The organism is Streptomyces sp. NPDC017993, from assembly GCF_044328065.1.
Lineage (GTDB): Bacteria > Actinomycetota > Actinomycetes > Streptomycetales > Streptomycetaceae > Streptomyces.
On sequence record NZ_JBIRGO010000004.1, the window covers coordinates 393,625 to 416,147 of the forward strand.

19 protein-coding genes are annotated in these 22,523 nt (G+C 71.5%); 10 read left to right on the top strand and 9 right to left on the bottom strand.

Translation table 11 applies throughout. The features are described 5' to 3' along the window. Positions 1-11: 11 nt before the first annotated feature. Together ACH4FH_RS09090 and ACH4FH_RS09095 are read right to left on the bottom strand one after the other, a co-directional pair. Positions 12-1,097, bottom strand: a complete 1,086-nt coding sequence (locus tag ACH4FH_RS09090) for an S-(hydroxymethyl)mycothiol dehydrogenase (RefSeq protein ID WP_398555099.1) — start codon at positions 1,095-1,097, stop codon at positions 12-14. Positions 1,098-1,282: 185 nt separating this feature from the next. Further along, entirely contained in the window at positions 1,283-2,086 is an 804-nt protein-coding gene (locus tag ACH4FH_RS09095) for an IclR family transcriptional regulator (RefSeq protein WP_398555100.1), read from the bottom strand. Positions 2,087-2,235: 149 nt separating this feature from the next. Here ACH4FH_RS09095 and ACH4FH_RS09100 point away from each other — a divergent pair, with 149 nt between their 5' ends. Both ACH4FH_RS09100 and ACH4FH_RS09105 read left to right on the top strand, forming a co-directional pair. Further along, positions 2,236-2,556, top strand: a complete 321-nt coding sequence (locus tag ACH4FH_RS09100) for a bifunctional 3-phenylpropionate/cinnamic acid dioxygenase ferredoxin subunit (protein ID WP_398555101.1) — start codon at positions 2,236-2,238, stop codon at positions 2,554-2,556. Further along, a complete protein-coding gene (locus ACH4FH_RS09105; protein ID WP_398555102.1) occupies positions 2,553-3,719 on the top strand; it encodes an NAD(P)/FAD-dependent oxidoreductase in 1,167 nt (388 codons plus the stop codon). Before ACH4FH_RS09100 ends, ACH4FH_RS09105 begins: the two co-directional genes overlap by 4 nt. A 46-nt stretch (positions 3,720-3,765) precedes the next feature. On the opposite strand, the gene ACH4FH_RS09110 is transcribed toward ACH4FH_RS09105, so the two are convergent. Next, a complete protein-coding gene (locus ACH4FH_RS09110; protein ID WP_398555103.1) occupies positions 3,766-4,656 on the bottom strand; it encodes a serine hydrolase in 891 nt (296 codons plus the stop codon). A 438-nt stretch (positions 4,657-5,094) separates the two neighbouring features. After that, positions 5,095-5,451, bottom strand: a complete 357-nt coding sequence (locus ACH4FH_RS09115) for an ArsR/SmtB family transcription factor (RefSeq protein ID WP_398555104.1) — start codon at positions 5,449-5,451, stop codon at positions 5,095-5,097. A gap of 72 nt (positions 5,452-5,523) precedes the next feature. On the opposite strand from ACH4FH_RS09115, the gene ACH4FH_RS09120 reads away from it, so the two are divergent. Beyond that, the gene (locus tag ACH4FH_RS09120; protein WP_398555105.1) at positions 5,524-6,702 is read left to right on the top strand and encodes a cation diffusion facilitator family transporter; all 1,179 of its coding nucleotides are present in this window, start codon (positions 5,524-5,526) and stop codon (positions 6,700-6,702) included. Between the two features lie 380 nt (positions 6,703-7,082). On the opposite strand, the gene ACH4FH_RS09125 is transcribed toward ACH4FH_RS09120, so the two are convergent. Together ACH4FH_RS09125 and ACH4FH_RS09130 are read right to left on the bottom strand one after the other, a co-directional pair. After that, positions 7,083-9,701, bottom strand: a complete 2,619-nt coding sequence (locus tag ACH4FH_RS09125; protein WP_398555106.1) for an MFS transporter — start codon at positions 9,699-9,701, stop codon at positions 7,083-7,085. A 257-nt stretch (positions 9,702-9,958) separates the two neighbouring features. Then, positions 9,959-10,402: an SRPBCC family protein gene (locus ACH4FH_RS09130; protein ID WP_398555107.1), complete on the bottom strand. Its 444-nt coding sequence runs from the start codon at positions 10,400-10,402 to the stop codon at positions 9,959-9,961. Between the two features lie 156 nt (positions 10,403-10,558). Here ACH4FH_RS09130 and ACH4FH_RS09135 point away from each other — a divergent pair, with 156 nt between their 5' ends. Next, positions 10,559-11,581 carry an Rv2578c family radical SAM protein gene (locus ACH4FH_RS09135; protein ID WP_398555108.1) on the top strand — a complete coding sequence of 341 codons (1,023 nt, stop codon included), beginning with the start codon at positions 10,559-10,561 and terminating at the stop codon, positions 11,579-11,581. 33 nt (positions 11,582-11,614) lie between these two features. On the opposite strand, the gene ACH4FH_RS09140 is transcribed toward ACH4FH_RS09135, so the two are convergent. Further along, positions 11,615-11,974: a MerR family transcriptional regulator gene (locus ACH4FH_RS09140; RefSeq protein ID WP_398555109.1), complete on the bottom strand. Its 360-nt coding sequence runs from the start codon at positions 11,972-11,974 to the stop codon at positions 11,615-11,617. Between the two features lie 97 nt (positions 11,975-12,071). Then, positions 12,072-12,860 carry an SDR family NAD(P)-dependent oxidoreductase gene (locus ACH4FH_RS09145; RefSeq protein ID WP_398555110.1) on the bottom strand — a complete coding sequence of 263 codons (789 nt, stop codon included), beginning with the start codon at positions 12,858-12,860 and terminating at the stop codon, positions 12,072-12,074. A gap of 164 nt (positions 12,861-13,024) precedes the next feature. Between ACH4FH_RS09145 and ACH4FH_RS09150 the strand changes: the two genes are divergently transcribed. Beyond that, the gene (locus ACH4FH_RS09150; RefSeq protein WP_398555223.1) at positions 13,025-13,618 is read left to right on the top strand and encodes a GNAT family N-acetyltransferase; all 594 of its coding nucleotides are present in this window, start codon (positions 13,025-13,027) and stop codon (positions 13,616-13,618) included. On the opposite strand, the gene ACH4FH_RS09155 is transcribed toward ACH4FH_RS09150, so the two are convergent. Then, positions 13,531-14,280, bottom strand: coding sequence for a HEAT repeat domain-containing protein (locus tag ACH4FH_RS09155; protein ID WP_398555111.1), 750 nt, complete (start codon positions 14,278-14,280; stop codon positions 13,531-13,533). The genes ACH4FH_RS09150 and ACH4FH_RS09155 overlap by 88 nt on opposite strands. Positions 14,281-14,667: 387 nt before the next feature. Between ACH4FH_RS09155 and ACH4FH_RS09160 the strand changes: the two genes are divergently transcribed. From ACH4FH_RS09160 to ACH4FH_RS09180, 5 genes are all read left to right on the top strand, one after another. After that, a complete protein-coding gene (locus ACH4FH_RS09160) occupies positions 14,668-16,488 on the top strand; it encodes a 3-hydroxyacyl-CoA dehydrogenase family protein (RefSeq protein ID WP_398555112.1) in 1,821 nt (606 codons plus the stop codon). A 139-nt stretch (positions 16,489-16,627) separates the two neighbouring features. Beyond that, complete coding sequence (locus tag ACH4FH_RS09165; protein WP_398555113.1) at positions 16,628-17,431, top strand: TetR family transcriptional regulator; 804 nt, start codon at positions 16,628-16,630, stop codon at positions 17,429-17,431. Positions 17,432-18,171: 740 nt separating this feature from the next. After that, a complete protein-coding gene (gene ccrA / locus ACH4FH_RS09170) occupies positions 18,172-19,509 on the top strand; it encodes a crotonyl-CoA carboxylase/reductase (protein ID WP_398555114.1) in 1,338 nt (445 codons plus the stop codon). Between the two features lie 37 nt (positions 19,510-19,546). Beyond that, on the top strand, positions 19,547-21,559 hold the full coding sequence (locus ACH4FH_RS09175) for a protein meaA (RefSeq protein WP_398555115.1): 2,013 nt from the start codon (positions 19,547-19,549) through the stop codon (positions 21,557-21,559). Then, complete coding sequence (locus ACH4FH_RS09180) at positions 21,556-22,521, top strand: HpcH/HpaI aldolase/citrate lyase family protein (RefSeq protein WP_398555116.1); 966 nt, start codon at positions 21,556-21,558, stop codon at positions 22,519-22,521. Before ACH4FH_RS09175 ends, ACH4FH_RS09180 begins: the two co-directional genes overlap by 4 nt. Positions 22,522-22,523 lie beyond the last annotated feature (2 nt).

Consider the following 22,523-nt stretch of genomic DNA (forward strand, 5'->3'; position numbering starts at 1 on the left):
CCGTTGGCTCCTCACAGGACCACCACCGAGCGCAGCACCGTGCCGTCGCGCATCTTGTCGAAGGCGGACTCCACCTCGTCCAGGGCGATGGTCTCGGTGACAAAACCGTCGAGGTCGAGCCGCCCGCTGAGGTAGCGGTCGATGAGGACGGGGAAGTCGCGGCTGGGCAGGCAGTCGCCGTACCAGGAGGATTTCAGGGCGCCGCCGCGGGAGAACAGCTCGATCAGGGGCAGTTCGATGCGCATGTCGGGGTCGGGGACGCCGACCTGGACGAGGGTGCCGGCCAGGTCGCGCATGAAGAATCCCTGCCGGTAGGTCTCCGGGCGGCCCACCGCGTCGATCACCACGTCCGCGCCGTGCCCGCCGGTGAGGCCGCGAACCGCCTCGATCGGGTCCGTACCACGCGAGTTGACGGTGTGGGTGGCGCCGAAGCGGGTCGCGCCGTCCAGTTTCCTGTCGTCGATGTCGACGGCGATGATCCTGCGTGCGCCGGCGATCGAGGCGCCGGCGATGGCGGCGTTGCCGACGCCGCCGCAGCCGATCACGGCGACGGTGTCGCCGCTGCCGACGGCGCCGGTGTGCACGGCCGCGCCGTAGCCGGCCATCACCCCGCAGCCGATGAGACCGGCGGCCTCCGGGCGGGCGGCGGGGTCCACCTTCACCGCCTGCCCGGCGGCGACCAGCGTCTTCTCCGCGAACGCGCCGATGCCCAGGGCCGTGGTCAGCGGAGTGCCGTCCAGCAGGGTCATCGGCTGGGTGGCGTTGCGGGAGTCGAAGCAGTACCAGGGACGGCCCCGGCGACAGGACCGGCAACTCCCGCACGGCGCACGCCAGGCGAGCACCACGTAGTCACCCGGCGCCAGATCCGCGACCCCCGGACCGACCTCCTCGACGACACCGGCCGCCTCATGCCCCAGCAGGAAGGGGAAGTCCTCGCTGATCGCCCCCTCCCGGTAGTGCAGATCGGTGTGGCAGACCCCGCAGGCCTGGACGGCGACCAGCACCTCTCCCGGCCCGGGATCCTGCACCAAAATCGCCTGCACCTCGACAGGTGCGCCCTTTTTCGCCGCGACGACGGCACGGACTTCGTGTGGCATGCCCTACCCCTCGGTGTTGCGCACTGCACGTCTGGTTGCGCGATGAGAGACATACTGGGAACGCCACCTCCTCAGCGTCAAGGGGTGGGAGTTAGCTCTTGGTAAAGCACCGGTTACGGGCCCCGGACACGCAAAAGCGGGGCCGGATCACTCCGGCCCCGCGTGCCTCCCGGCTCACTCCGAGGTCAACAGGCGTACCCCATCCGCCGCGAGAGCTCCCGGGCCGCCTCGACGGTGCGCCCGGCCACTTCCGGAAGCCGCTCCTCGTCCAGGCGGTACACCGGGATCGACACGCTGAGCGCCCCGATCACCGCGCCGTCGTGCGCTCGCACGGGGGCCGCGACGGCGTGCAGACCCAGTTCGAGCTCCTCGGCAGCCACCGCGTAGCCCTGCCGCACCACCTCCGCCAGCTGCTCACGCAACGCCGGCGCCGAGGTGATCGTCCGCTCCGTCAGACGCGGCAGCTTCCGCGCCAGCACCATTTCCTGGACCGGGTCCGGCTGGAACGCGAGCAGCGCCTTGCCGCTGGACGTCGCGTGCAGCGGAGTGCGCCTGCCGAGCCAGTTCTGCGCGGTGACCGAGGCCGGGCCGCGCGCCTGCATGATGTTGACCGCGGCATTGCGGTCGAGCACGGCGATGTTGACCGTCTCCCCCAGCTCGTCGGCGAGCATCCGGCAGAGCGCCGCGCCCTCCTGGGAGATGTCCAGCCGCACGGCGGCCGCGCCGGCCAGGCGCAACACCCCCGCTCCGAGGTAGTACTTGCCGCGCTCCTGCTCCTGGGCGACCAGCCCGCGGTTCTCCAGCACACCCAGCAGCCGGAACGCGGTCGACTTGTGGACGCCCAGCTCCTCGGCGACCTCGGTCACCCCGACATCACCGTGCCGGGCCAGGATTTCCAGCACGGTGACGGCCCGGTCCACCGACTGCACACCGCCGGCCGGCCCTCTGGACGGCTTCTCCGCCGCCCCGTCCTCCGCCTTGTCGGTCATCTGCGATCTCACCACCTGGCGGCCCGATCGGGCCGACATTGAGGGGAGCGCTTGACGCGCGGACTCCCCGCCTGGATTCTGTTGCGCATAGCGCTGCGCCGTGCGCATGAGGAAACTCGACTATACCGAACAGTAACAGGGGGGCTCCTGTGATTCCCGTCTGCCACCTCGCTGATCTGCCCGCAGGCGAGTCCGTTCGTATCGACACCGCACCTCCGATCGCCGTCTTCAACGCCGACGGCGAGCTGTACGCCATCGACGACACCTGCACCCACCAGGACGCCTCGCTCGCCGACGGCTGGCTGGAGGGATGCCTGGTCGAATGCCCGCTGCACGCCGCTTCGTTCGACCTGCGCACCGGCGCACCCACCTGCCTGCCGGCGCGGCGGGCCGTACGCACCCATCCCGTCACCGTGGAAGACGGCATGGTCTACATCCACCACGCAGCCGAGGAGGGCACCGCCGCATGAAGGCGATCACTGTCATCGGCGCCTCGCTGGCGGGACTGTACGCCGCGCGGGCGCTGCGCTCACAGGGGTTCGACGGGCGCCTGACGATCGTGGGGGACGAGCACCACCGCCCCTACGACCGGCCGCCGCTGTCCAAGGACTTCCTCACGGGCACCGCGAGCATGGATCAACTCGCCCTGGCCGACGCCGAAGAGGTCGCCGAACTCGATGCGGAGTGGCTGCTGGGCACCCGCGCCACCGGACTCGACACCGACGGGCGCACCGTGGTCCTGCACAGCGGCCGGCGACTGGAGACCGACGGCGTGGTCATCGCCACCGGCGCCACACCGCGCCGCCTGCCAGGACCCGCGCTCAGCGGAGTGCACACCCTGCGCACCCTGGACGACGCCCACGCACTGCGCGACGACCTGACCCGTGGCCCGGCCCGGGTCGTGGTGATCGGCGGCGGCTTCATCGGGGCCGAAGTGGCCTCGTCCTGCGCCAGGCTGGGGCATGACGTCACCGTGGTCGAGGCCGCCCCGCTCCCCCTCGTCCCCCAACTCGGCGACGAGATGGCGCTGATCTGCTCCGCCCTGCACGCGGACCACGGCGTCACCCTCCTCACCGGCACCGGCGTCGCCGGTCTGCACGGCGGCGGCACCGACCGGGTCACCGGCGTCGAGCTGCGCGACGGCCGGATGCTCCTCGCCGATGTGGTCGTCGTCGGCATCGGGGTGCGACCCAACACCGGCTGGCTGGAAGGGTCCGGGCTGCCGCTCGACGACGGAGTGCTGTGCGACGAGGGCTGCGTGACCGCGGTTTCGCACATCGTGGCCGTCGGCGATGTCGCCCGGGTGGGCGGCTCACGGGCCGAACACTGGACCAGTGCGACGGAACAGGCCGCCATCGCCGCGAGGAACCTCCTCGCGGGCAGCACCGTGGCCACCCACGGCAGCCTGCCCTACTTCTGGTCCGACCAGTACGGCGTACGCATCCAGTTCGCCGGCCGGCGGCTGCCCGGCGACACACCCCGGATCCTCGAAGGCTCGCCCGACGACCGCAGCTTCCTCGCCTGTTACGAGCGCGACGGGTCCACCACCGCGGTCCTCGCCCTGAACCGCCCGCGTCCCTTCATGCGACAGCGCCGTGAACTCGCGCGCGCCACGCAGCCGGCCACCACCTGAACCGGCGCGCACCGCAAAGACATCTCCCGGCCCGGACGGCCGACGGTCAGCCGGCCTCGGCCAGATCCCGGTGGATGACCTCGGCGGCTTCCTCGACGGTGTCGACGCCGTAGTCCATGGTGCGGTTGCCCTGCGAGAGGACGGCCATGCCGTAGTCGTGCCCACCGCCGGTGAAGGCGCCGACGCTGTGCACCCGCCAGCCGTTGTTCTCGCGTGGCAGCCAGCCGTTCTTCACGTGCGTCGTGGTGCCGCCGGGCACTCCGGCGGGTGTGCCCCAGCGCTGGTCGGGGGCGACCCGCTCCATGAGGTCGAGCGCGTAGCCGCGGGCGTGCGCGCTGAGCACCGTGTTCTTCCGGGTCAGCAGTTCCATCAGCTTGAGTTCGTCGCTCGCGGTGACCTGGGTGAGGCCCCAGGCGCCGTCGGCGCCCGGCACGGTGTGCCGCATTCCGGCCAGGGAGAGGAACTGCTTGATCCCGTCTTCCCCGATCTGCCGCCAGAGCGCGGAGGTCGCTTCGTTGTCCGACTTGGTGATCATCGCGGTGGTCAGCTCCACCTCCTTGGGCGTCAGCTTCCGGTGCGCCTCGTCGGCCTGCCGGAGCAGCGCACCGAGCACCGTGACCTTCACCACGCTCGCGGAGTCGAAGGCGGTACCGGCCTTGTAGTCGCAGGTCGTCCCGGTGTCCCGGTCGTAGACGGCCAGCGCCGCCGCGCCCTGGCGCCCGTGCAGCGCGTGGGCGATGTCCCGGGACAGCTCGGGCGCCAGGCCCGGCTTCTTCGAGGTGCACTCGACCTTCGCGCCGCCCACCGCGGCGCTGGCGGTGGTCGGCGTGGCCGGGGCTGCCGAGGAGCGCGTCATGGTGAAGACGGTGCCGAGGGCCGCCAGCAAGGCGGCGGCCGCCACCAGCGCGGCCAGCCCGCGGCGCGTGCCGCGGCTCATCCGTGATGCGTGCATGAACCGTTCCGTTTCCGTGCCGCTGGGTGTCGCCAGGTCCGGTGCCGGACCTCGCGCGACCGGTGACGAGCCGGCGTTCCGCGCCGTGGCTGCTGTCCTGCTGCCGCCTTCGCCGCCGCACTTCATCACGCCTCGTTGCGCGTCGTTCCGCGAAGTGGGGTGCGGCGTACCGGTCGATCCGGGCGCCTGTGCGGGGCCTCGGAAGTCGCTGAACGCGGGCCGGCCTCGATCTGTTCCTGGCTCTCGGCTGCGTTCATCGCCACTGACGACCCTACGCGGCCCCTTCGCGAGCACCCTCGAAAACTGGGTGGAAATGTCCGATTTGCCGGCCTCGTTGGGCTGTGACATTCACCAACCCCGGCGAGGGAAGGCCGAGGTGAGAGGCCCTGCCCAGCCGCCCGCACGGCGGCACGGCCGGTGGGGTCAGTCGTGCGGCGGGAGATGGCCGAGCTGATGGTCGGCCACGCTCAGCGCCTCCTCCACCAGGCGGCGCAGATGCCCGTGCCGCAGGGCGTAGACGACCCTGCGGCCTTCCTTGCGATGGATGACCAGTCCGGCGAGGCGGAGCCGCCCGAGGTGCTGACTGACAGAGGGGCGCGCCGCACCGCACGCCTCGGTGAGGGTGCTCACATCCGCCTCGCCCTCCGCCAGACGCCGTAGAAGGGCCAGCCTGGTGCGGTCGGCGAGCAGGCCCAGCACCTCGGCGGCCACGGCCAGCCGAGCGCCTTCGTCTCGCTCCTGCGGACCGTACGCATCTGATAGGTGCATGCGTGCGCTCATACGCACATAATGGTCGGAGGAGCGTGCCGGTGTCCACCACCGGCACCCCTGGAGCGGAAGGTGGGAGCTGCAGTGAACGACGCGAGTGACCTGCACGACGTACCGGAGAAGGGCCCGTCCGGGGAGGCGCACGGCCACACCCCTACCGACGGCCACCACCATGGCGGGGCCGCCCCTCACTCCCATGGGCCCCTCGGTCACCGGCACGGGCACGGCGGCGCCCCGCACGCGGAGCACCCTCCCGCGCAGCGCCGCTGGTCACGCTGGTCGCACCGGATCCGGCACCTGATCACCCCGCACAGCCACGAGGCGTCCGACAAGGTCGACACCGCGCTGGAGACCTCGGCGGAGGGCATGCGCACCCTGTGGATCTCCCTCGTCGTCCTGGGCCTGACCACCGCGGCACAGGCCCTGGTCGTGATGCTGTCCGGATCCGTGGCGCTGCTGGGCGACACCGTGCACAACGCGGCGGACGCACTGACCGCCGTGCCCCTGGGCATCGCGTTCCTGTTGGGGCGGCGGACCGCCACCCGGCGGTTCACCTACGGATTCGGCCGGGCCGAGGACCTCGCGGGCCTGGTCATCCTCCTCACCATTGCCGCGTCCGCCGTGTTCACGGCCTGGACCGCGATCGACCGCCTGCTGAACCCGCGCGAGATCGGCCACCTCCCGGCCGTCGCCGCCGCCGCGGTGATCGGCTTCCTCGGCAACGAAGGGGTGGCGCGCTACCGCATCCGTACCGGCCGCAGGATCGGCTCGGCCGCGCTGGTCGCCGACGGACTGCACGCCCGCACCGACGGCTTCACCTCCTTGGCCGTGCTGCTGGGCGCGGGCGGGGCCGCCATCGGCTGGCGCCTGGCGGACCCGGTCGTCGGCCTGCTGATCACCGCCGCGATCCTGCTGGTTCTCGGCGGCGCGGCCAAGGAGGTCTTCCGCCGTCTCATGGACGCGGTGGACCCCGCGCTGGTCGACACCGCCGAGCAGACCCTGCGTCAGGTCCCCGGCGTGCTGGCGGTGGGCGAGTTGCGGATGCGGTGGATAGGCCACCGGCTGCGGGCCGAGGCCGCCGTCGTCATCGACGGCACACTGCCGCTGTCGGCCGCCCACCACGTCGCCGTGGCCGCCGAGCATGCCCTGCTGCACGCCGTCCCACGACTGGCCGGGGCACTCATCCATCCCGATCCCACCCGCACCAGCGGCGGCGATCCCCACGCCGAACTCGCCCACCACGGACGAGCCTTCACCACCTGACGGCCTGCCCCGCCCCGCCGGTCCGTGCCCGCCCGGTTGGCGCCCTCACCGGCCGGGCGGGCCTCCGCCTCGACGTGGCGAATTTCGAGGCCGGTCGGTTGACCGGCCCCGCCGCCAGCCAGTTCGTGGGAATCCCGATCCGGGTGCCGCCCGCCCGGCACTCGGTGGTCATCAGCGGCAGCCTGCCCCGCTCGACCACCCGCGGACCATGGGACCGCAGCAGCTCGGGACCTCGGCATCGCTCATCGCGCCGGGCGCGCTGCCGTGCGTGAGAACCGCCGGCAGATGCAAGGGCCCAGTCCACCAAGAGGTGGTGCGCCGGCGCCCCCGGTCGGGCCACTCCCCCGGGCGCGGCGCGCCTCCGCGCCCGGGGTGGCACGTCAGTCCTCGTGTCCCAACTGCAGGTCGCGCTCGGTGCGTCCGCCGCCCGCGACCTGGAGGACGGTGGCGACCGGTGGGTAACCGGCGGCGATCACGGTGTACTCGCCGGCCGACAGATCCACGAAGCGGAACAGGCCGTCGGGGCCCGTGGTCGCGGTGTCGACGACGTTGCCCGCCGCGTCCAGCAGCGTGACCCTGGCGTCCTCGACCGGCCGCCCGCCGCCGGCGCGTACCGTCCCGCGCAGCACCGCCCCGCCCGCGAGCTCGATGTCCTGACGGGTCTCGCGGGACGCCTGGACGGTCACCGGCAGCGCGGCGGGCCGGAAGGCCGGGGCACTGGAGGCGAGGGTGTACTCCCCGGCCACCAACTCCCCGATGACATAACCGCCTTCACGTCCGCTGCGGGTGCTGGCCACCACGTCGCCACGCACATCGGTGAGGGTGACCATGGCGTCGCGCACCGGTGTGCCGTCGCCGGTGGTCACGGTGCCGGCGAGGCGGCCGGCACCGCCGAGGACCACGTCCAGGTCGACCGGCCGCTCGCCGACGGTGACGCTGACCGCCTGCGGCTGATGCCCACCCGCCGCGGCGATCAGCACGTACGCGCCCGCGCCCGGCGTGCTCAGCGCGTACCGCCCGTCCTCGCCGGTGGCGCCGCGGCCGATCTGCCGGCCGGCGACGTCGATGAGGGTGAGCGCGGCGCGCGGAACGATGGTGCCGTCGTGGTGCTGGACGGTTCCGCACACCGGGATGCCGGCCATCGCCGGGGGCTGCCCGGTGGCGGCGTAGGCATTGGCGTGGGCGTAGGTGGTCGCCGAGCCGTAGGAGTCCGGCGCGGGGCCGTACCCGGCGGGTGCCGGAGCGGTGTCGGCGCCCGGGGCGGAACGCGCCTGCGGCACGGCGGGGGCGTCCGGATCGGCGTAGGGGGCCTGCGAGGTCTGCGGGGCGTGGGACACCAGGGGTTTCTCTTTCAGGAAGAGGGCGAGCAGGAAGCCCAGGACGAGCACCGGCACGAGGTAGAGGAAGATCCGCGGCATGGCCTGCGCGTACGCGGTGATGTAGCCCTCGCGCAGCGCGGCGGGCAGTTCGTGCACCAGTTGCGGGGTGATCGACTCGGGGTCGGGCAGCCGCGCGTCGCGCGGCAGTTCGCGGCCGAGCCCGTCCGCGAGCCGGTTGGCGAAGAGGGTGCCGAAGACGGCCGCGCCGACACTGCCGCCGATCTGCCGGAAGTAGTTGTTGGCGCTGGTCGCGGTGCCGAGGTCGGCGGGGCGTGCGGAGTTCTGCACGGCCAGTACGAGCACCGGCATGACGAAGCCGATGCCGAGGCCGAGGATGCCCATCCAGAGGCTGTAGACGCCCCGCGAGGTGTCCTGTTCCATCCGCGACAGCAGCCACATGCCCTCGGCGGCCACCGCGCAGCCCAGGAGGGGGAAGACCTTGTAGTGGCCGGTACGGCTGATGAGCTGGCCGGAGACGATCGAGGCGATCACCACGCCGCCCATCATCGGCAGCATCAGCAGCCCCGACTCGGTGGCGGTCGCGCCGTCGACCATCTGGAGAAAGGTCGGAAGATAGCTGGCGGCCCCGAAGAGCGCCACGCCGACGACGGCGCCGATCAGCCCGGTGAGGTTGAAGATCGAGTCGCGGAACAGCCGCAGCGGGATGAGCGGTTCGGCGGCGAAGCGCTCGACGACGAGGAACAGCAGAGCCGAGACGAGCGCTCCGGCGCCGAGCCCGAGAACGACCCGGGAGCCCCAGGCGTACTCGGTACCTCCCCAACTGGTCAGCAGCACAAGGCAGGTGGAGAACACGGCGAGCAGCAGCGCACCGGCGATGTCCAGCTTGGGCCGGCCGACGGGCTTGGGCAGCTTCAGGACGACGGCGATGACGAGGAGCGTCAGGAAGCCGAACGGAACGTTGATGTAGAAGCACCAGCGCCAGGAGGCGTGGTCGGTGAAGAAGCCGCCGAGCAACGGCCCGGCGACGGAGGCCAGTCCGAAAGCGGCGCCGATCAGGCCCATGTAGCGGCCGCGCTCCCGGGGCGGCACGACATCGGCCATGATCGCCTGGACGCCGATCATGAGACCGCCGCCGCCGACGCCCTGGACGGCGCGAAAGACGATGAGTTCGTCCATCGAGCGCGACCAGCCGGCCAGTGCCGAGCCGACGATGAAGACGAGGATCGCGAAGACGAAGACCGGCTTGCGGCCGAAGAGGTCACCGAGCTTGCCGTAGAGGGGCAGGCCGATGGTCGAGGCCAGCAGGTAGGACGTCACCGCCCAGGACATCTTGTCCAGACCGTGCAGCTCGCCGACGACCTTCGGCAGGGCGGTGGCGACGATGGTCTGGTCGAGCGCCGCGAGCAGCAGCGTCAGCATCAGGCCGACGAAGACCAACCGCACCCGGCGGGGGCTGAGTTGGACCGGAGCGCCGCCGGGGATCGCCGTCGTGGAATCGTCGTCCGTCGCGGCCGGCCCGGCGCCGGTGCGGACCGGGACGGGCGCCCGCGCCGCGATCTCCCCGCTATCGGGGTCCCGTTCGCGCGCCGGGTCGGCCGGAGTGCCTGAAGCAGGCGGATCGGCCCGCTCGTCCCGCTCGGTCAGGGTGGTCCCGCCCACGTACTGCTCCCCTCGTCACGCCTGCTGCCGCCGCCCATTTCTCGCATTGGGCGACAACAGGGATCAAGCGCGGCGAATCGGAGGGTGCGGGGCGGGACGGGCACCAAGTACGTTGCCCGGGGCGCCTATTGGGCCCCCATCAGGGGTTTCTGTCGAACGGGCCTGACGCGGGCAGGACACCCCGGCGCTTCGGAAACCACCCGAACCGGTGAGCATGCCGGCGCCCCGAAAGGGTTACGGAGCGGCCGGCGCGACGCTCACTTCTCCATGTGGGTGGCGAGATTGGCGAGAAACGCGTCATAGATCCGGCCAAGACCCTTGGGCGCGAACGTCCTCTCGAAGAAGCCGCCGACGCCACCGGCACCCTGCCAGGTGGTGGTCACGACGACCTGGGCGCGCTTCTCGCCGGCCGGGGTGACGACCCAGGTGGTCACCATGGAGGAATTGCGGTCCTTCTCCACGAGCTGGCCGTCGGTCGGCTCGTCGACCTCCAGCAGGCAGTCCCGCACCCGCTTGCTCGTCGCCTGGAGCTTCCAGTGGACGACGGTGCCCTTGCCGTCGCCACCCTCGCGGACCTCGTACTCGCTGAAGTGCTCGGGCAGCAGCTGCCGGCGCGTGCCGCTGTAGTCGGCGAGCGCGTCGAACACGTCCTCCGGGTCCGCCGCGATCTCGCGCTGCGTGGTGGCCTCGACCTGACCCATGTGTGTCTTCCTCCAGTATCGGCTGCCGGTCCTGCGGTGCGCCGCCAAGCCAACCACCACCGGGCGGCACGCCCAAATTCGGGGTTGACAGCCACCAAGGGAACACCTGTTCTATTATGAGGAACGGGGGCTCGGCAGCACTCAGGAGGAGGCCCGATGCGCTGGGACAATCTGGGCGAAAGCCCGTCCGCGCTGTTCGGCACGGACATCGTCAGCCGGACGATCGACCGCCCCGAATTCCGTGGAATCACCTTCCACGAGGTGCGGGCCCGCTCGATCGTGAACCGGGTGCCGGGCGCCTCCCGGATGCCGTTCGAATGGACCGTGAACCCCTACCGGGGTTGCAGTCACGCCTGTGTGTACTGCTTCGCCCGCAAGACGCACAGCTACCTCGACCTGGATACCGGGCTCGGCTTCGACTCCCAGATCGTGGTGAAGGTCAACGCCCCGGATCTGCTGCGCCGCGAGCTGACCGCGCGCCGCTGGCGCGGCGAGCACATAGCGATGGGCACCAACGTCGACTGCTACCAGCGCGCCGAGGGCCGCTACCGCCTGATGCCCGGCATCATCGGCGCGCTGCGCGACCACGCCAATCCCTTCTCGATCCTCACCAAGGGCACGCTGATCCTGCGCGACCTGGAGCTGCTGCGGCAGGCCGCCGAGGTCACCGACGTCGGCATCTCGGTCTCCGTCGGCTTCCTCGACCGCGAGCTGTGGCGCACGGTCGAGCCCGGCACACCCGCACCGGATCGCCGCCTCGACGTGGTGCGCACCCTCACCGCGCACGGCATCCCGTGCGGTGTGCTGATGGCACCGGTGATCCCGTTCCTCGGCGACGCGCCGGACCAGCTGCGCGCCACGGTCCGGGCCGTCGCGGAGTCCGGCGCCGGCTCCGTCACCCCGCTCGTGCTCCATCTGCGGCCCGGCACCCGGGAGTGGTTCATGGAATGGCTGGGGCACCACCACCCGCAGCTGGTGCCGCGCTACGAGGCGATGTACGCCGGCGGCTCGTACGCCCCGAAGTGGTACCAGCGCCACATCACCCGCCAGGTCCACGAACTCGCCACGGAATACGGCATCGGCCCCGCCCGCTCCGGTGAGGCCCGCCGCATTCCGCCGCCGGAGCCGGCCGGTCAGGATGCGGCCGCGCCGGAGCCCACCCAACTGACCCTGCTCTGAGCGCCGTTGGCCCGCTCCGAGCCTCTGCCGGTCTTACGCCGGTGCGGACGCAGTCGCGTCCAGGGCGCGCGCCAGCCGGTCGCGCGCCTCGGTCTGGGCGGCGATCCGCGCATCGATGACAGCGAGCCGCTCCCGGGCGATCCGCAGTCCCTCGGCCGAGGGCGGCGCGGTGGTCATGTCGCCGTCCAGACAGGTGGCGAAGCAGTGGACGTCAGCGAGCGTGAGTCCGGCTGCCAGAAGGTGCCGGATGTTCCGCACGCGGACGACCGCACGGCTGTCATAGACGCGATAGCCGTTCGCCGCCCGCTCCGAATGGATCAGGCCGTCGACTTCGTACCGGCGCAGGGCCCGCGGCGACGCGCCCGTGAGCCGGGCCAGTTCCCCGATCCGCAAACGGACCACCTCCCCCTCCGGCACCGTTTCTACCAGGGCGGTGGCGGGTCGGGGCGCCCGGTGCCGCCTCCTGCCCCGGTCGGCGGCGGCGGCCCGCTCAGCCGACCACCGCTCCCCCGTCGACCGGCAGGATCACCCCGGTCACGAACGACGCGGACGGCGCGGCCAGCCCGGTGACGGCCCAGGCCACCTCCTCGGGGCGGCCGACCCGCCCCATGGGGGTGTGCTCGATCTGCCACCTGCGGACCGCCGCCCGCTGCTCCGCGGACCATCCCTGGTGGAATGCGATGGGGGTCTCGATCGCGCCGGGGGCGACCGCGACCACCCGTACACCGCGCGGTGCCAGCTCCACCGCCCAGCTGCGGGTGAGGAGTTCGAGTCCGGTCTTGGTCGCGGCGTATACCGAGTTGCCGGGCCAGCCACGCTGACCGACCGAGGTGCTGATGTTCACCACCACTCCGCCGGTCCGCTCCAGATGCGGCACCGCCGCCTGGGTCAGCAGGACCGGCGCGACGAGGTTCGTCGCCAGGAGCGGGGCCATCCCCTCCTTGCTGAAGGCGCCAAGAGCCCCGCTGCCCACCACCGCGGCGTTGTTGACCAGCACGTCCAGCCGGCCGTAGATCTCGACCGCGTGACGCACGATCTCCTCGGGCGCGCCGTCCCCGGTGATGTCCGCGGCGTACGGAACGATCTCGCCGTCGCCGGTGCCGTGCGCCGCGGTTTCCGCCAGCGGCTCGGCGCGGCGCCCGACCGCCAACACGCACGCCCCCTGGGCGGCGAAGGCGCGGGCGGTGGCTCGTCCGATGCCGGTGCCGGCACCGGTGACGATGACGATTCTGCGCTGGGTTCGGGGCGCGTCGGGCGCGGCCTGCGAGGTGCTGTCCATGCCGGGAGTGTCGAACCCTGTCTCCTGGGGCAAGGTCAAATACCGCTCCCGGCAGAGCGGCGGAGCGCGGAATACGCCTTGACCCGTCTCCTACGCTCTGGGACATGACGGGGTCTGTGGAGCGGATGCCGGCGCAGCCGCCGGACGGGATGCGGATACGCGAGATGACCGAGGCGGACATCGACGCGGTCTCGGCGGTCCGGGTACGCGGCTGGCAGGCGGCGTATCGCGGGCTGATGCCGCAGGCATATCTGGACGCGATGAGCGTCAGGGCCGACGCGGAACGGCGGCGCTCGTGGTTCGGGCAACGACCGCCGGAGATGTCCGACCTGGTGGCGGAGCGCGGCGGCGCGGTCGTCGGCTGGGCCTGCGTCGGGCCGGCCCGCGATCCCGATATCGCCCCGCCCGAGGGCGCGTTGACCGGGAGCGGGCCGGGCGCGGGGGAACTCCTCGCCCTCTACGTCACGCCCGCCCTGATCGGCACCGGAGTGGGACGCACCCTGCTGACCGCCGCCACGGAGCGCGCCCGCGCCACCGGATTCGGCACCCTTTATCTGTGGGTGGTCCGCGGTAATGCTCGCGCCCGGCGGTTCTACGAACGGGCCGGATTCCTGCCGGACGGTTCGGAGGAGGCGTACGAGGTCGGGGGCGAGCGCGTCCCCGAGCTGCGCTACCGGCGCCCGTCGGCCTCGGCGGCCGGGCCACCGTCCGCCGGATCGCCGTGCACCGCTTCCCCGTCACCACGGCGGGGTGCGTGAACCCGGCCGTCCTCGCCGCCCCCTCCGCCACCGGCGTCGCCCGGCGCGGTCGTCGCCGCGTCCTCCTGGACCCCCAGCCGGGCCAGTGACGCCGCCGCGGCGGCCGCCAGCCTCGGGTGCCCGGCGGCAGCGGCGAGGGTGGGGACGGCCCGCCGGTCGCCCAGCGCCCCGAGGCCCTCGACGCAGGCGAGCGCCACCCGCCAGTACGGGTTGTGCGGGGTGAGCAGCCGCTCAAGCGTCGCGACCAGAGCCGGTACGGACTGCGGCGCGCGCAGCTCGGCCAGCAGCCGTACGGGATGCAGTGCGTAGGCGGTGCGCAGCGGATTGGTGGCGAGGGCGGCTGCCGCGCGGGCCGTACGGGGGTCGCCGAGCCGGCCCAGGGCGTGGGCGGCGGTGGCGCAGCGCACCGGGTCGCGGTAGTTCAGCAGCAGCACCAGCGTCTCGAAGGCGCGCTTGTCGCCCGCGCAGCCGAGGACGAAGGCGGCGATCTCCCTGGCCCACAGGGGGCGTTCGACGGCCACCAGCACCCGGGCCAGTTCCTCCCGGGCCGCCGGGGTGTTCTTGCGGGCCAGCCCCAGCAGCCGCTCGTAGGCGACCAGATCCTGTGGGGAGCGGAGTTCGGCCCGCACCCGGTCCGTCAACTCGTGGAATTCCTCTTCCATTTGTCGCTCCCCTCCCGCCGGGCCACCCCGGTCCGTGCGACGTGGCCTGCGCCACAGCCTAATGACCCCGACTACCCCTGGCGCTCCGGTTACCCACCGGTTAACCTGCTGGAACGAGCGGCACCCCTGCTCGGGCGGCCTGGTGACGCAGCCGCCATGAGTGACATCGGTTCGGCACCGCACAGCACGACACCTGTACGGAGAACACGGCACGGCCCCGGGACAGGGCCCGCCCCGCCTCCCTTCCCGCCGGCGCTCCCGCAGCGCTTCGGCCCCCAGCGGCTCACCGCCGCCTCCCGCCGTTGCGCATTGCTGCCCGCGTCCGCGGACTCACCCTCAGTCGTCACCTCTCCCCTGCCTCAGGGGAACACTCTCTGGAGTCTCGCGATGGGCACTCAGTCCACACCGGACCTCTCAACTGAAGTCTCCCCCTCGTCCCTTTCCACCGTGGCCGTCGTCGGTCTCGGCACCATGGGCACCGGTATCGCCGAGGTGCTCACCCGGGCCGGCCGCGAGGTCGTCGGCATCGACACCGACGAAGCCGCGGCCCGGCACGCCGTCGCCTCCCTCGCGGCCTCCACCGCTCGCGCCGTGGAGCGCGAGCGCATCACCGAGCGGGAGCGGCAGGACATCCTCGCCCGCTTCCGCACCTTCTCGGACCTGCAGGCCGCCGCGGACGCCGACCTCGTCATCGAGGTGGTGCCGGAGGACTACGAGCTCAAGCGGCAGGTGATCACCGCGCTGGACGACATCGTGCGGCCGGAGGCCATCCTGGCCACCGGCACCAACGCGCTGTCCGTGACCCGGCTGGCCGCCGACTCCCGACGCCCCGAGCGGGTGCTCGGCGTGCACTTCTTCAACCCCGCGCCGGCGATGAAGCTGGTCGAGGTGGTGTCCTCGGTGCTCACCGCGCCGACCGCGGTCGCCGCCGTCACCGAACTGGCCCGGGACCTGGGCAAGAACCCCATCGCGGTCGGCGACCGCCCGGGATTCGTCGCCGACGGCCTGCTGTTCGGCTACCTCAACCAGGCCGCCGCGATGTACGAGTCCAAGTACGCCACCCGCGAGGACATCGATGCCGCGATGCGGCTCGGCTGCGGGCTGCCGATGGGGCCGCTGGCCCTGCTCGACCTGATCGGCGTGGACACCGCGAGGACGGTCCTGGAGGCGATGTACGCCGACTCCCGCGACCGGCTGCACGCCCCGGCGCCCATCCTGGGGCAGCTGGCCGAGGCCGGGCTGACCGGCCGCAAGGCGGGCCGCGGCTTCTACAGCTACGCCGAGCCGGGCAGCGGCGAGGTGGTGCCGGACGCGGAGACTCCCGCAGCGGCCGATGAGGCCGCTGCCGGCCGCAGCGTGCGCAGCGTCGGCGTCGCCGGGTCAGGGACGATGGCGAGCGGCATCGCCGAGGTCTTCGCGAAGGCGGGCTTCGAGGTCGTGCTGGCCGCCCGCAGCCTGGAGAAGGCGGAGAAGGCCAAGGCCAGGATCACCAAGTCGCTGGGCCGCTCGGTGGACAAGGGCCGGCTCGCCCCGGAGGCCCGGGACGCCGCCCTCGCGGCGATCACCCCGGCCGGTTCGCTCGACGCCTTCGCGGACGTCGATCTCGCCGTCGAGGCGGTCGCCGAGGACCTGGAGGTCAAGCAGCAGCTGTTCGGCACGCTGGACAAGGTCTGCAAGCCGGGCGCCGTCCTGGCCACCACCACCTCCTCGCTGCCCGTCGTGGCCTGTGCCCGCGCCACCTCGCGGCCGCAGGACGTCATCGGGATGCACTTCTTCAACCCGGCGCCGGCGATGAAGCTGGTGGAGGTCGTGCGTACGGTCCTGACGGCCGATGAGGTGCACGCCACCGTGCGGGCGGTCTGCACGAAGGTCCGCAAGCACCCGGTGGACTGCGGCGACCGTGCCGGATTCATCGTGAACGCGCTGCTGTTCCCGTACCTGAACAACGCGATCAAGATGGTCCAGGAGCACTACGCGACGCTGGACGACATCGACGCGGCCATGAAGCTCGGCGGCGGATACCCGATGGGGCCCTTCGAGCTCCTGGACGTCGTCGGACTCGATGTCTCGCTGGCCATCGAGAAGGTGCTGCACGCGGAGTTCCGCGACCCCGGGCTGGCCCCGGCGCCGCTGCTGGAGCACCTGGTCGCCGCGGGCTGCCTCGGCCGCAAGACCGGCCGCGGCTTCCGTGAGTACGCCCGGCGCTGACGGGTGGGGACATCCCCCGTCGAAAGACGGGGGAACGTGGGGCGGACTGCTGGCACCAGCCGGCGGCCCGCCCCAGGTCAGGGGGACGCAGACGGCAGCCGATGCCGCAGGCCGCGTAAACATGCAGTACCGTCCCCACATGTCCCAGCCCGCTCGCACGCCGTCGACCGACTCACCCGAGACCAGCACTCCCGGCACCCGCCGCGCCGCCGCCCAACGGCTGAAGATGCGCCGCGAATTGTCAGCTGCGGCGATGGAACTGTTCGCGACCAAGGGCTACGAGGCGACGACGGTCGACGAGATCGCGGCGGCCGCGGGCGTCGCCCGGCGCACCTTCTTCCGCCACTTCCGCTCCAAGGAAGAGGCGATCTTCCCCGACCACGACGACACCCTCGTACGCGCCGAGGCAGTCCTGGACGCCGCGCCGCAGCACGAGCACCCGCTCGACACGGTCTGCCGCGGCATCAAGGAAGTCATGCGGATGTACGCGGCCTCCCCGACTGTGGCCGTGGCCCGCTACCGCCTCACCCGCGAGGTGCCCACCCTTCGCGAGGCGGAGATCGCCTCGGTGGCCCGCTACGAGCGACTGTTCACGCGCTACCTCCTGGGCCACTTCGACGAGGGCGCGCACCGCGAGGGCGACGACGATCCGCTGCTCGCCGAGGTCGCCGCGTCCGCCGTGGTCACCGCGCACAACCATGTACTGCGGCGCTGGCTGCGGGCGGGCGCCGAGGGCGATGTGGAGGCCCAGCTCGACCACGCCTTCGAGATCGTCCGGGAGACGTTCGGCTCGGGCATCGGCGCGGGCCGCAGCTCGGCCGGTGAGACCCCTCCGGCGGCCGTCTCGCGGGAGGGCGAGGTCCTGGTCGCGGTGGCACGGACCGACGCCCCGCTGGACGAGGTCATGCGCACCATCCGCAAGGCCATCAAGGACCGCAACTGAGCACTGATCCGGTGCCGCGCTGACGCACCCGATCCGCTCGCGTTCTTCGCGGCAGGGAGAAGAACGCGAGCGCCGCGGACCGGACGACGGCCGCACCGCCGCCACACGGCCGCTGCCGATCGGCAGCCTCTGACGAGGCCCGCGACGACCCTCAGGACGCCCTCCCGCACCTCCTTCGGCGAGACGCGCGGGCCCGCATCCCCTCGCTGAGGCAACTCCACCGCGTCGCGACCCGTATGGGCTAACCCACCCATGCCCACCCGGCGCACTCATTCGCACACGAAGAGCGATGCCAGGCCCTCCCCCAGGGGGGTCTGTTGCTCATGCGTGCCCACCGGATGACATCTGAGAGAAATTAATGGCACTCAGTGTCTTGTCGAGTGGCACGCGGTGTCATACGTTGAGTGTGTCCGGGCGGCCGGCGCGCAGTGCACCTTCGTGCGCCGGCTGTCCCAGCAAGCCACCCGTGGCTGCTCGCCCGGATGCCTGCGTCACCAGGCACCACTGCGCTCACCAGCGCTGCCAGGCGCCGCGACCGACGCCCCGCGAGAACAGCGGGAGCCGAGGAAACGGAGCCACCCGGCCGAACCGACGGCACCACCTCCGCACCACCCCCGACGTTCAAACCCAAGCGTTTCCCTCAACGCTTCCCCGAGCTCTCGGCCCCGCCCCACGCTCTCGGCTTCCCGTCGAGCAGGGGCCCCGCGAGCAGGGGAGATCCCACTCGCCGGAGGCACACCGTGAACGAAATCCTGGACGCAATCCTCGCGACCGACACCACCAGCGACGACTTCGCCGCGCTGACCATCCCCGAGTCCTACCGCGCGGTGACCGTGCACAAGGACGAGGCCGAGATGTTCGCCGACGTGCCGTCCAAGGAGAAGGACCCCCGCAAGTCGCTGCACATCGAAGACGTGCCGGTGCCCGAGCTCGGACCCGGTGAGGCGCTGGTGGCCGTGATGGCCTCCTCCGTCAACTACAACTCCGTGTGGACCTCGATCTTCGAGCCGGTGTCGACGTTCGGGTTCCTGGAGCGCTACGGCCGCCTCTCCCCGCTCACCAAGCGCCACGACCTGCCGTACCACGTCATCGGCTCCGACCTCGCAGGTGTCGTGCTGCGCACCGGCCCCGGTGTCAACGCCTGGGGCCCCGGTGACGAGGTCGTCGCGCACTGCCTGTCCGTGGAGCTGGAGTCCTCCGACGGCCACAACGACACGATGCTCGACCCCGAGCAGCGGATCTGGGGCTTCGAGACCAACTTCGGCGGCCTGGCGGAGATCGCGCTGGTCAAGTCGAACCAGCTGATGCCCAAGCCGAAGCACCTGAGCTGGGAGGAGGCGGCGTCGCCCGGCCTGGTCAACTCGACCGCCTACCGCCAGCTCGTCTCGCAGAACGGCGCCGGGATGAAGCAGGGCGACAACGTCCTGATCTGGGGCGCGAGCGGCGGGCTCGGCTCGTACGCCACCCAGTTCGCACTGGCCGGCGGCGCCAACCCGATCTGCGTGGTCTCCAGCGACCAGAAGGCGGAGATCTGCCGGAAGATGGGCGCCGAGGCGATCATCGACCGCAACGCCGAAGGCTACAAGTTCTGGAAGGACGAGCACAACCAGGACCCGCGCGAGTGGAAGCGCTTCGGCAAGCGCATCCGCGAGCTGACCGGCGGCGAGGACGTGGACATCGTCTTCGAGCACCCCGGCCGGGAGACCTTCGGCGCGTCCGTGTACGTCACCCGCAAGGGCGGCACCATCGTGACCTGCGCCTCCACCTCCGGCTACAACCACGAATACGACAACCGCTACCTGTGGATGTCGCTCAAGCGGATCGTCGGCTCGCACTTCGCCAACTACCGCGAGGCGTGGGAGGCCAACCGTCTGATCGCCAAGGGCAAGATCCACCCGACCCTGTCGCGTACGTACACTCTCGAAGAGACCGGTCAGGCCGCCTACGACGTGCACCGCAACCTCCACCAGGGCAAGGTCGGCGTGCTGGCGCTGGCGCCCGAGGAGGGCATGGGTGTGCGCGACGAGGAGATGCGCGCGAAGCATCTGGACGCCATCAACCGGTTCCGGAACGTCTGAGCGTCGGACGTCGGAACCACGAAGATACGGGTCGCAAATGACTGAGCGTCAGAAGGATCGTCCGTGGCTGATGCGGACGTACGCCGGGCACTCCACCGCTGAGGCGTCCAACGAGCTGTACCGGCGCAACCTCGCCAAGGGCCAGACCGGTCTGTCGGTCGCGTTCGATCTTCCGACGCAGACCGGTTACGACCCCGACCACATCCTCGCCCGCGGCGAGGTCGGCCGGGTCGGGGTCCCCGTGTCCCATCTCGGTGACATGCGACGGCTGTTCCAGGACATCCCGCTGGACCAGATGAACACCTCGATGACCATCAACGCCACGGCCATGTGGCTGCTGGCGATGTACGAGGTGGTGGCCGAGGAGCAGGGCGCCGACATCACCAAGCTGTCGGGGACGACGCAGAACGACATCGTCAAGGAGTACCTGTCGCGGGGGACGCACGTCTTCCCGCCGGGGCCCAGCCTGCGCCTGACCACCGACATGATCACGTACACGGTGGCCAACATCCCCAAGTGGAACCCGATCAACATCTGCAGCTACCACCTGCAGGAAGCGGGCGCCACGCCGGTCCAGGAGATCGCCTACGCGATGAGTACCGCCATCGCGGTGCTGGACGCCGTACGCGACTCCGGGCAGGTGCCGGCGGAGAAGTTCGGCGATGTCGTCGCCCGGATCTCGTTCTTCGTCAACGCCGGCGTCCGCTTCGTCGAGGAGATGTGCAAGATGCGCGCCTTCGGCCGCATCTGGGACCGCATCACCCGTGAGCGCTACGGCATCGAGAACGACAAGCAGCGGCGCTTCCGCTACGGCGTGCAGGTCAACTCGCTCGGTCTGACCGAGGCGCAGCCGGAGAACAACGTCCAGCGCATCGTGCTGGAGATGCTCGCCGTCACGCTCTCCAAGGACGCCCGCGCCCGCGCCGTCCAGCTCCCCGCCTGGAACGAGGCGCTGGGACTGCCGCGGCCGTGGGACCAGCAGTGGTCGCTGCGCATCCAGCAGGTGCTGGCGCACGAGAGTGACCTGCTGGAGTACGAGGACATCTTCGCCGGCTCGCATGTCATCGAGGCCAAGGTCGACTCCCTGGTCACCGAGTGCCTGACCGAGATCGACCGGATCCAGGAGATGGGCGGCGCGATGGCCGCGGTGGAGTCCGGCTACCTCAAGTCGCAGCTGGTCTCCGCGCACGCCGAGCGGCGGGCCCGGATCGAGGCCGGCGAGGAGAAGATCGTCGGCGTCAACTGCTACGAGTCGACCGAGCCCAACCCGCTCACCGCGGACCTCGACACCGCGATCATGACCGTCGACCCCGCCAACGAGGCGCGCGTCGTCAAGGCCCTGCACGACTGGCGGGACAACCGCGACGAGGCACGCGCCCAGGAGTCGCTGTCGGTCCTGAAGAAGACCGCGGCGGGCGACAGCAACCTCTTCGCGGCCACCCTGGAGTGCGCCCGCGCCGGCGTCACGACCGGCGAGTGGGCCTGGGCCCTGCGGGACGTCTTCGGCGAGTTCCGGGCTCCCACGGGCGTCTCCAGCGCCCCGGTGGCGGTCGCCGCCGAGGCGGGCACCCCGCTCGCGGCCGTCCGCGAGAAGGTCGCCAGGACCGCCGAGGAACTCGGCAGCGGCAAGCTGCGCCTGCTGGTCGGCAAGCCCGGCCTGGACGGGCACAGCAACGGCGCCGAGCAGATCGCCGTACGGGCCCGGGACGCGGGCTTCGAGGTGGTCTACCAAGGCATCCGGCTCACCCCGGAGCAGATCGTCTCGGCGGCGGTCGCCGAGGACGTGCACTGCGTGGGGCTGTCGATCCTCTCCGGTTCGCACGCCGAGCTGGTGCCGGACGTACTGGCCCGACTGCACCGCACCGGCGTGGATGACATGCCGGTCATCGTCGGCGGGATCATCCCGTCCGCCGACGCCGCCGCCCTCCGCGAAGCCGGAGTCGCGGCGGTATTCACACCCAAGGACTTCGGTATCACGGAGATCATCGGCCGTATCGTCGACGAGATCCGGAAGGCGAACAAGCTCGACCCCCTGGAGGTCCCCGCATGAGCACCCCCGTCAACCGTCTGCGCCCGCGCCGCTCCTGCCTCGCGGTCCCCGGCAGCAACCCCCGTTTTCTGGAGAAGGCCCAGGGCCTGCCGGCCGACCAGGTCTTCCTGGACCTGGAGGACGCCTGCGCGCCGCTCGCCAAGGAAGGCGCCCGCCACACCATCGTGGACGCGCTGAACAACGGTGACTGGACCGGCAAGACGCGGGTCGTGCGGGTCAACGACTGGACCACGCACTGGACGTACCGGGACGTCATCACGGTCGTCGAGGGCGCGGGCCCCAACCTCGACTGCATCATGCTGCCGAAGGTCCAGGACGCCCAGCAGATCGTCGCGCTCGACCTGCTGCTGACGCAGATCGAGAAGACCATGGGCTTCGAGGTCGGCAAGATCGGCATCGAGGCGCAGATCGAGAACGCCAAGGGCCTGGTGAACGTCGACGCGATCGCCGGCGCCTCGCCGCGCCTGGAGACCATCATCTTCGGCCCGGCCGACTTCATGGCCTCCATCAACATGAAGTCGCTGGTGGTCGGTGAGCAGCCGCCCGGCTACGGCGCCGACGCCTACCACTACATTCTGATGCGCATTCTGATGGCGGCCCGCACCTACGATCTGCAGGCGATCGACGGCCCCTACCTTCAGATCAAGAATGTTGACGGGTACCGCGAGGTCGCCGGCCGCGCCGCCGCGCTCGGCTTCGACGGCAAGTGGGTGCTGCACCCCGGCCAGGTCGACGCCGCGAACGAGGTCTTCTCCCCCTCGCAGGACGACTACGACCACGCCGAGCTCATCCTGGACGCCTACGAGTGGCACACCTCCGAGGCGGGCGGCGCCAAGGGTTCGGCGATGCTCGGCGACGAGATGATCGACGAGGCGAGCCGCAAGATGGCGCTGGTCATCTCCGGCAAGGGCCGGGCCGCCGGCATGACCCGTACGTCCAAGTTCGAGGCCCCGGAGGCGTAAGC

What these genes read in the sequence shown, in the direction of transcription:
- ACH4FH_RS09145 (WP_398555110.1), bottom strand. Translation starts at nt 12,860, where the DNA reads ATGGACAGCACCTCGCAGGCCGCGCCCGACGCGCCCCGAACCCAGCGC.
- ACH4FH_RS09175 (WP_398555115.1), top strand. Translation starts at nt 19,547, where the DNA reads ATGACTGAGCGTCAGAAGGATCGTCCGTGGCTGATGCGGACGTACGCC.
- ACH4FH_RS09165 (WP_398555113.1), top strand. Translation starts at nt 16,628, where the DNA reads ATGTCCCAGCCCGCTCGCACGCCGTCGACCGACTCACCCGAGACCAGC.
- ACH4FH_RS09130 (WP_398555107.1), bottom strand. Translation starts at nt 10,402, where the DNA reads ATGGGTCAGGTCGAGGCCACCACGCAGCGCGAGATCGCGGCGGACCCG.
- ACH4FH_RS09095 (WP_398555100.1), bottom strand. Translation starts at nt 2,086, where the DNA reads ATGACCGACAAGGCGGAGGACGGGGCGGCGGAGAAGCCGTCCAGAGGG.
- ACH4FH_RS09090 (WP_398555099.1), bottom strand. Translation starts at nt 1,097, where the DNA reads ATGCCACACGAAGTCCGTGCCGTCGTCGCGGCGAAAAAGGGCGCACCT.
- ACH4FH_RS09110 (WP_398555103.1), bottom strand. Translation starts at nt 4,656, where the DNA reads ATGAGCCGCGGCACGCGCCGCGGGCTGGCCGCGCTGGTGGCGGCCGCC.
- ACH4FH_RS09155 (WP_398555111.1), bottom strand. Translation starts at nt 14,280, where the DNA reads ATGGAAGAGGAATTCCACGAGTTGACGGACCGGGTGCGGGCCGAACTC.
- ACH4FH_RS09160 (WP_398555112.1), top strand. Translation starts at nt 14,668, where the DNA reads ATGGGCACTCAGTCCACACCGGACCTCTCAACTGAAGTCTCCCCCTCG.
- ACH4FH_RS09150 (WP_398555223.1), top strand. Translation starts at nt 13,025, where the DNA reads ATGACCGAGGCGGACATCGACGCGGTCTCGGCGGTCCGGGTACGCGGC.
- ACH4FH_RS09115 (WP_398555104.1), bottom strand. Translation starts at nt 5,451, where the DNA reads ATGAGCGCACGCATGCACCTATCAGATGCGTACGGTCCGCAGGAGCGA.
- ACH4FH_RS09180 (WP_398555116.1), top strand. Translation starts at nt 21,556, where the DNA reads ATGAGCACCCCCGTCAACCGTCTGCGCCCGCGCCGCTCCTGCCTCGCG.
- ACH4FH_RS09105 (WP_398555102.1), top strand. Translation starts at nt 2,553, where the DNA reads ATGAAGGCGATCACTGTCATCGGCGCCTCGCTGGCGGGACTGTACGCC.
- ACH4FH_RS09135 (WP_398555108.1), top strand. Translation starts at nt 10,559, where the DNA reads ATGCGCTGGGACAATCTGGGCGAAAGCCCGTCCGCGCTGTTCGGCACG.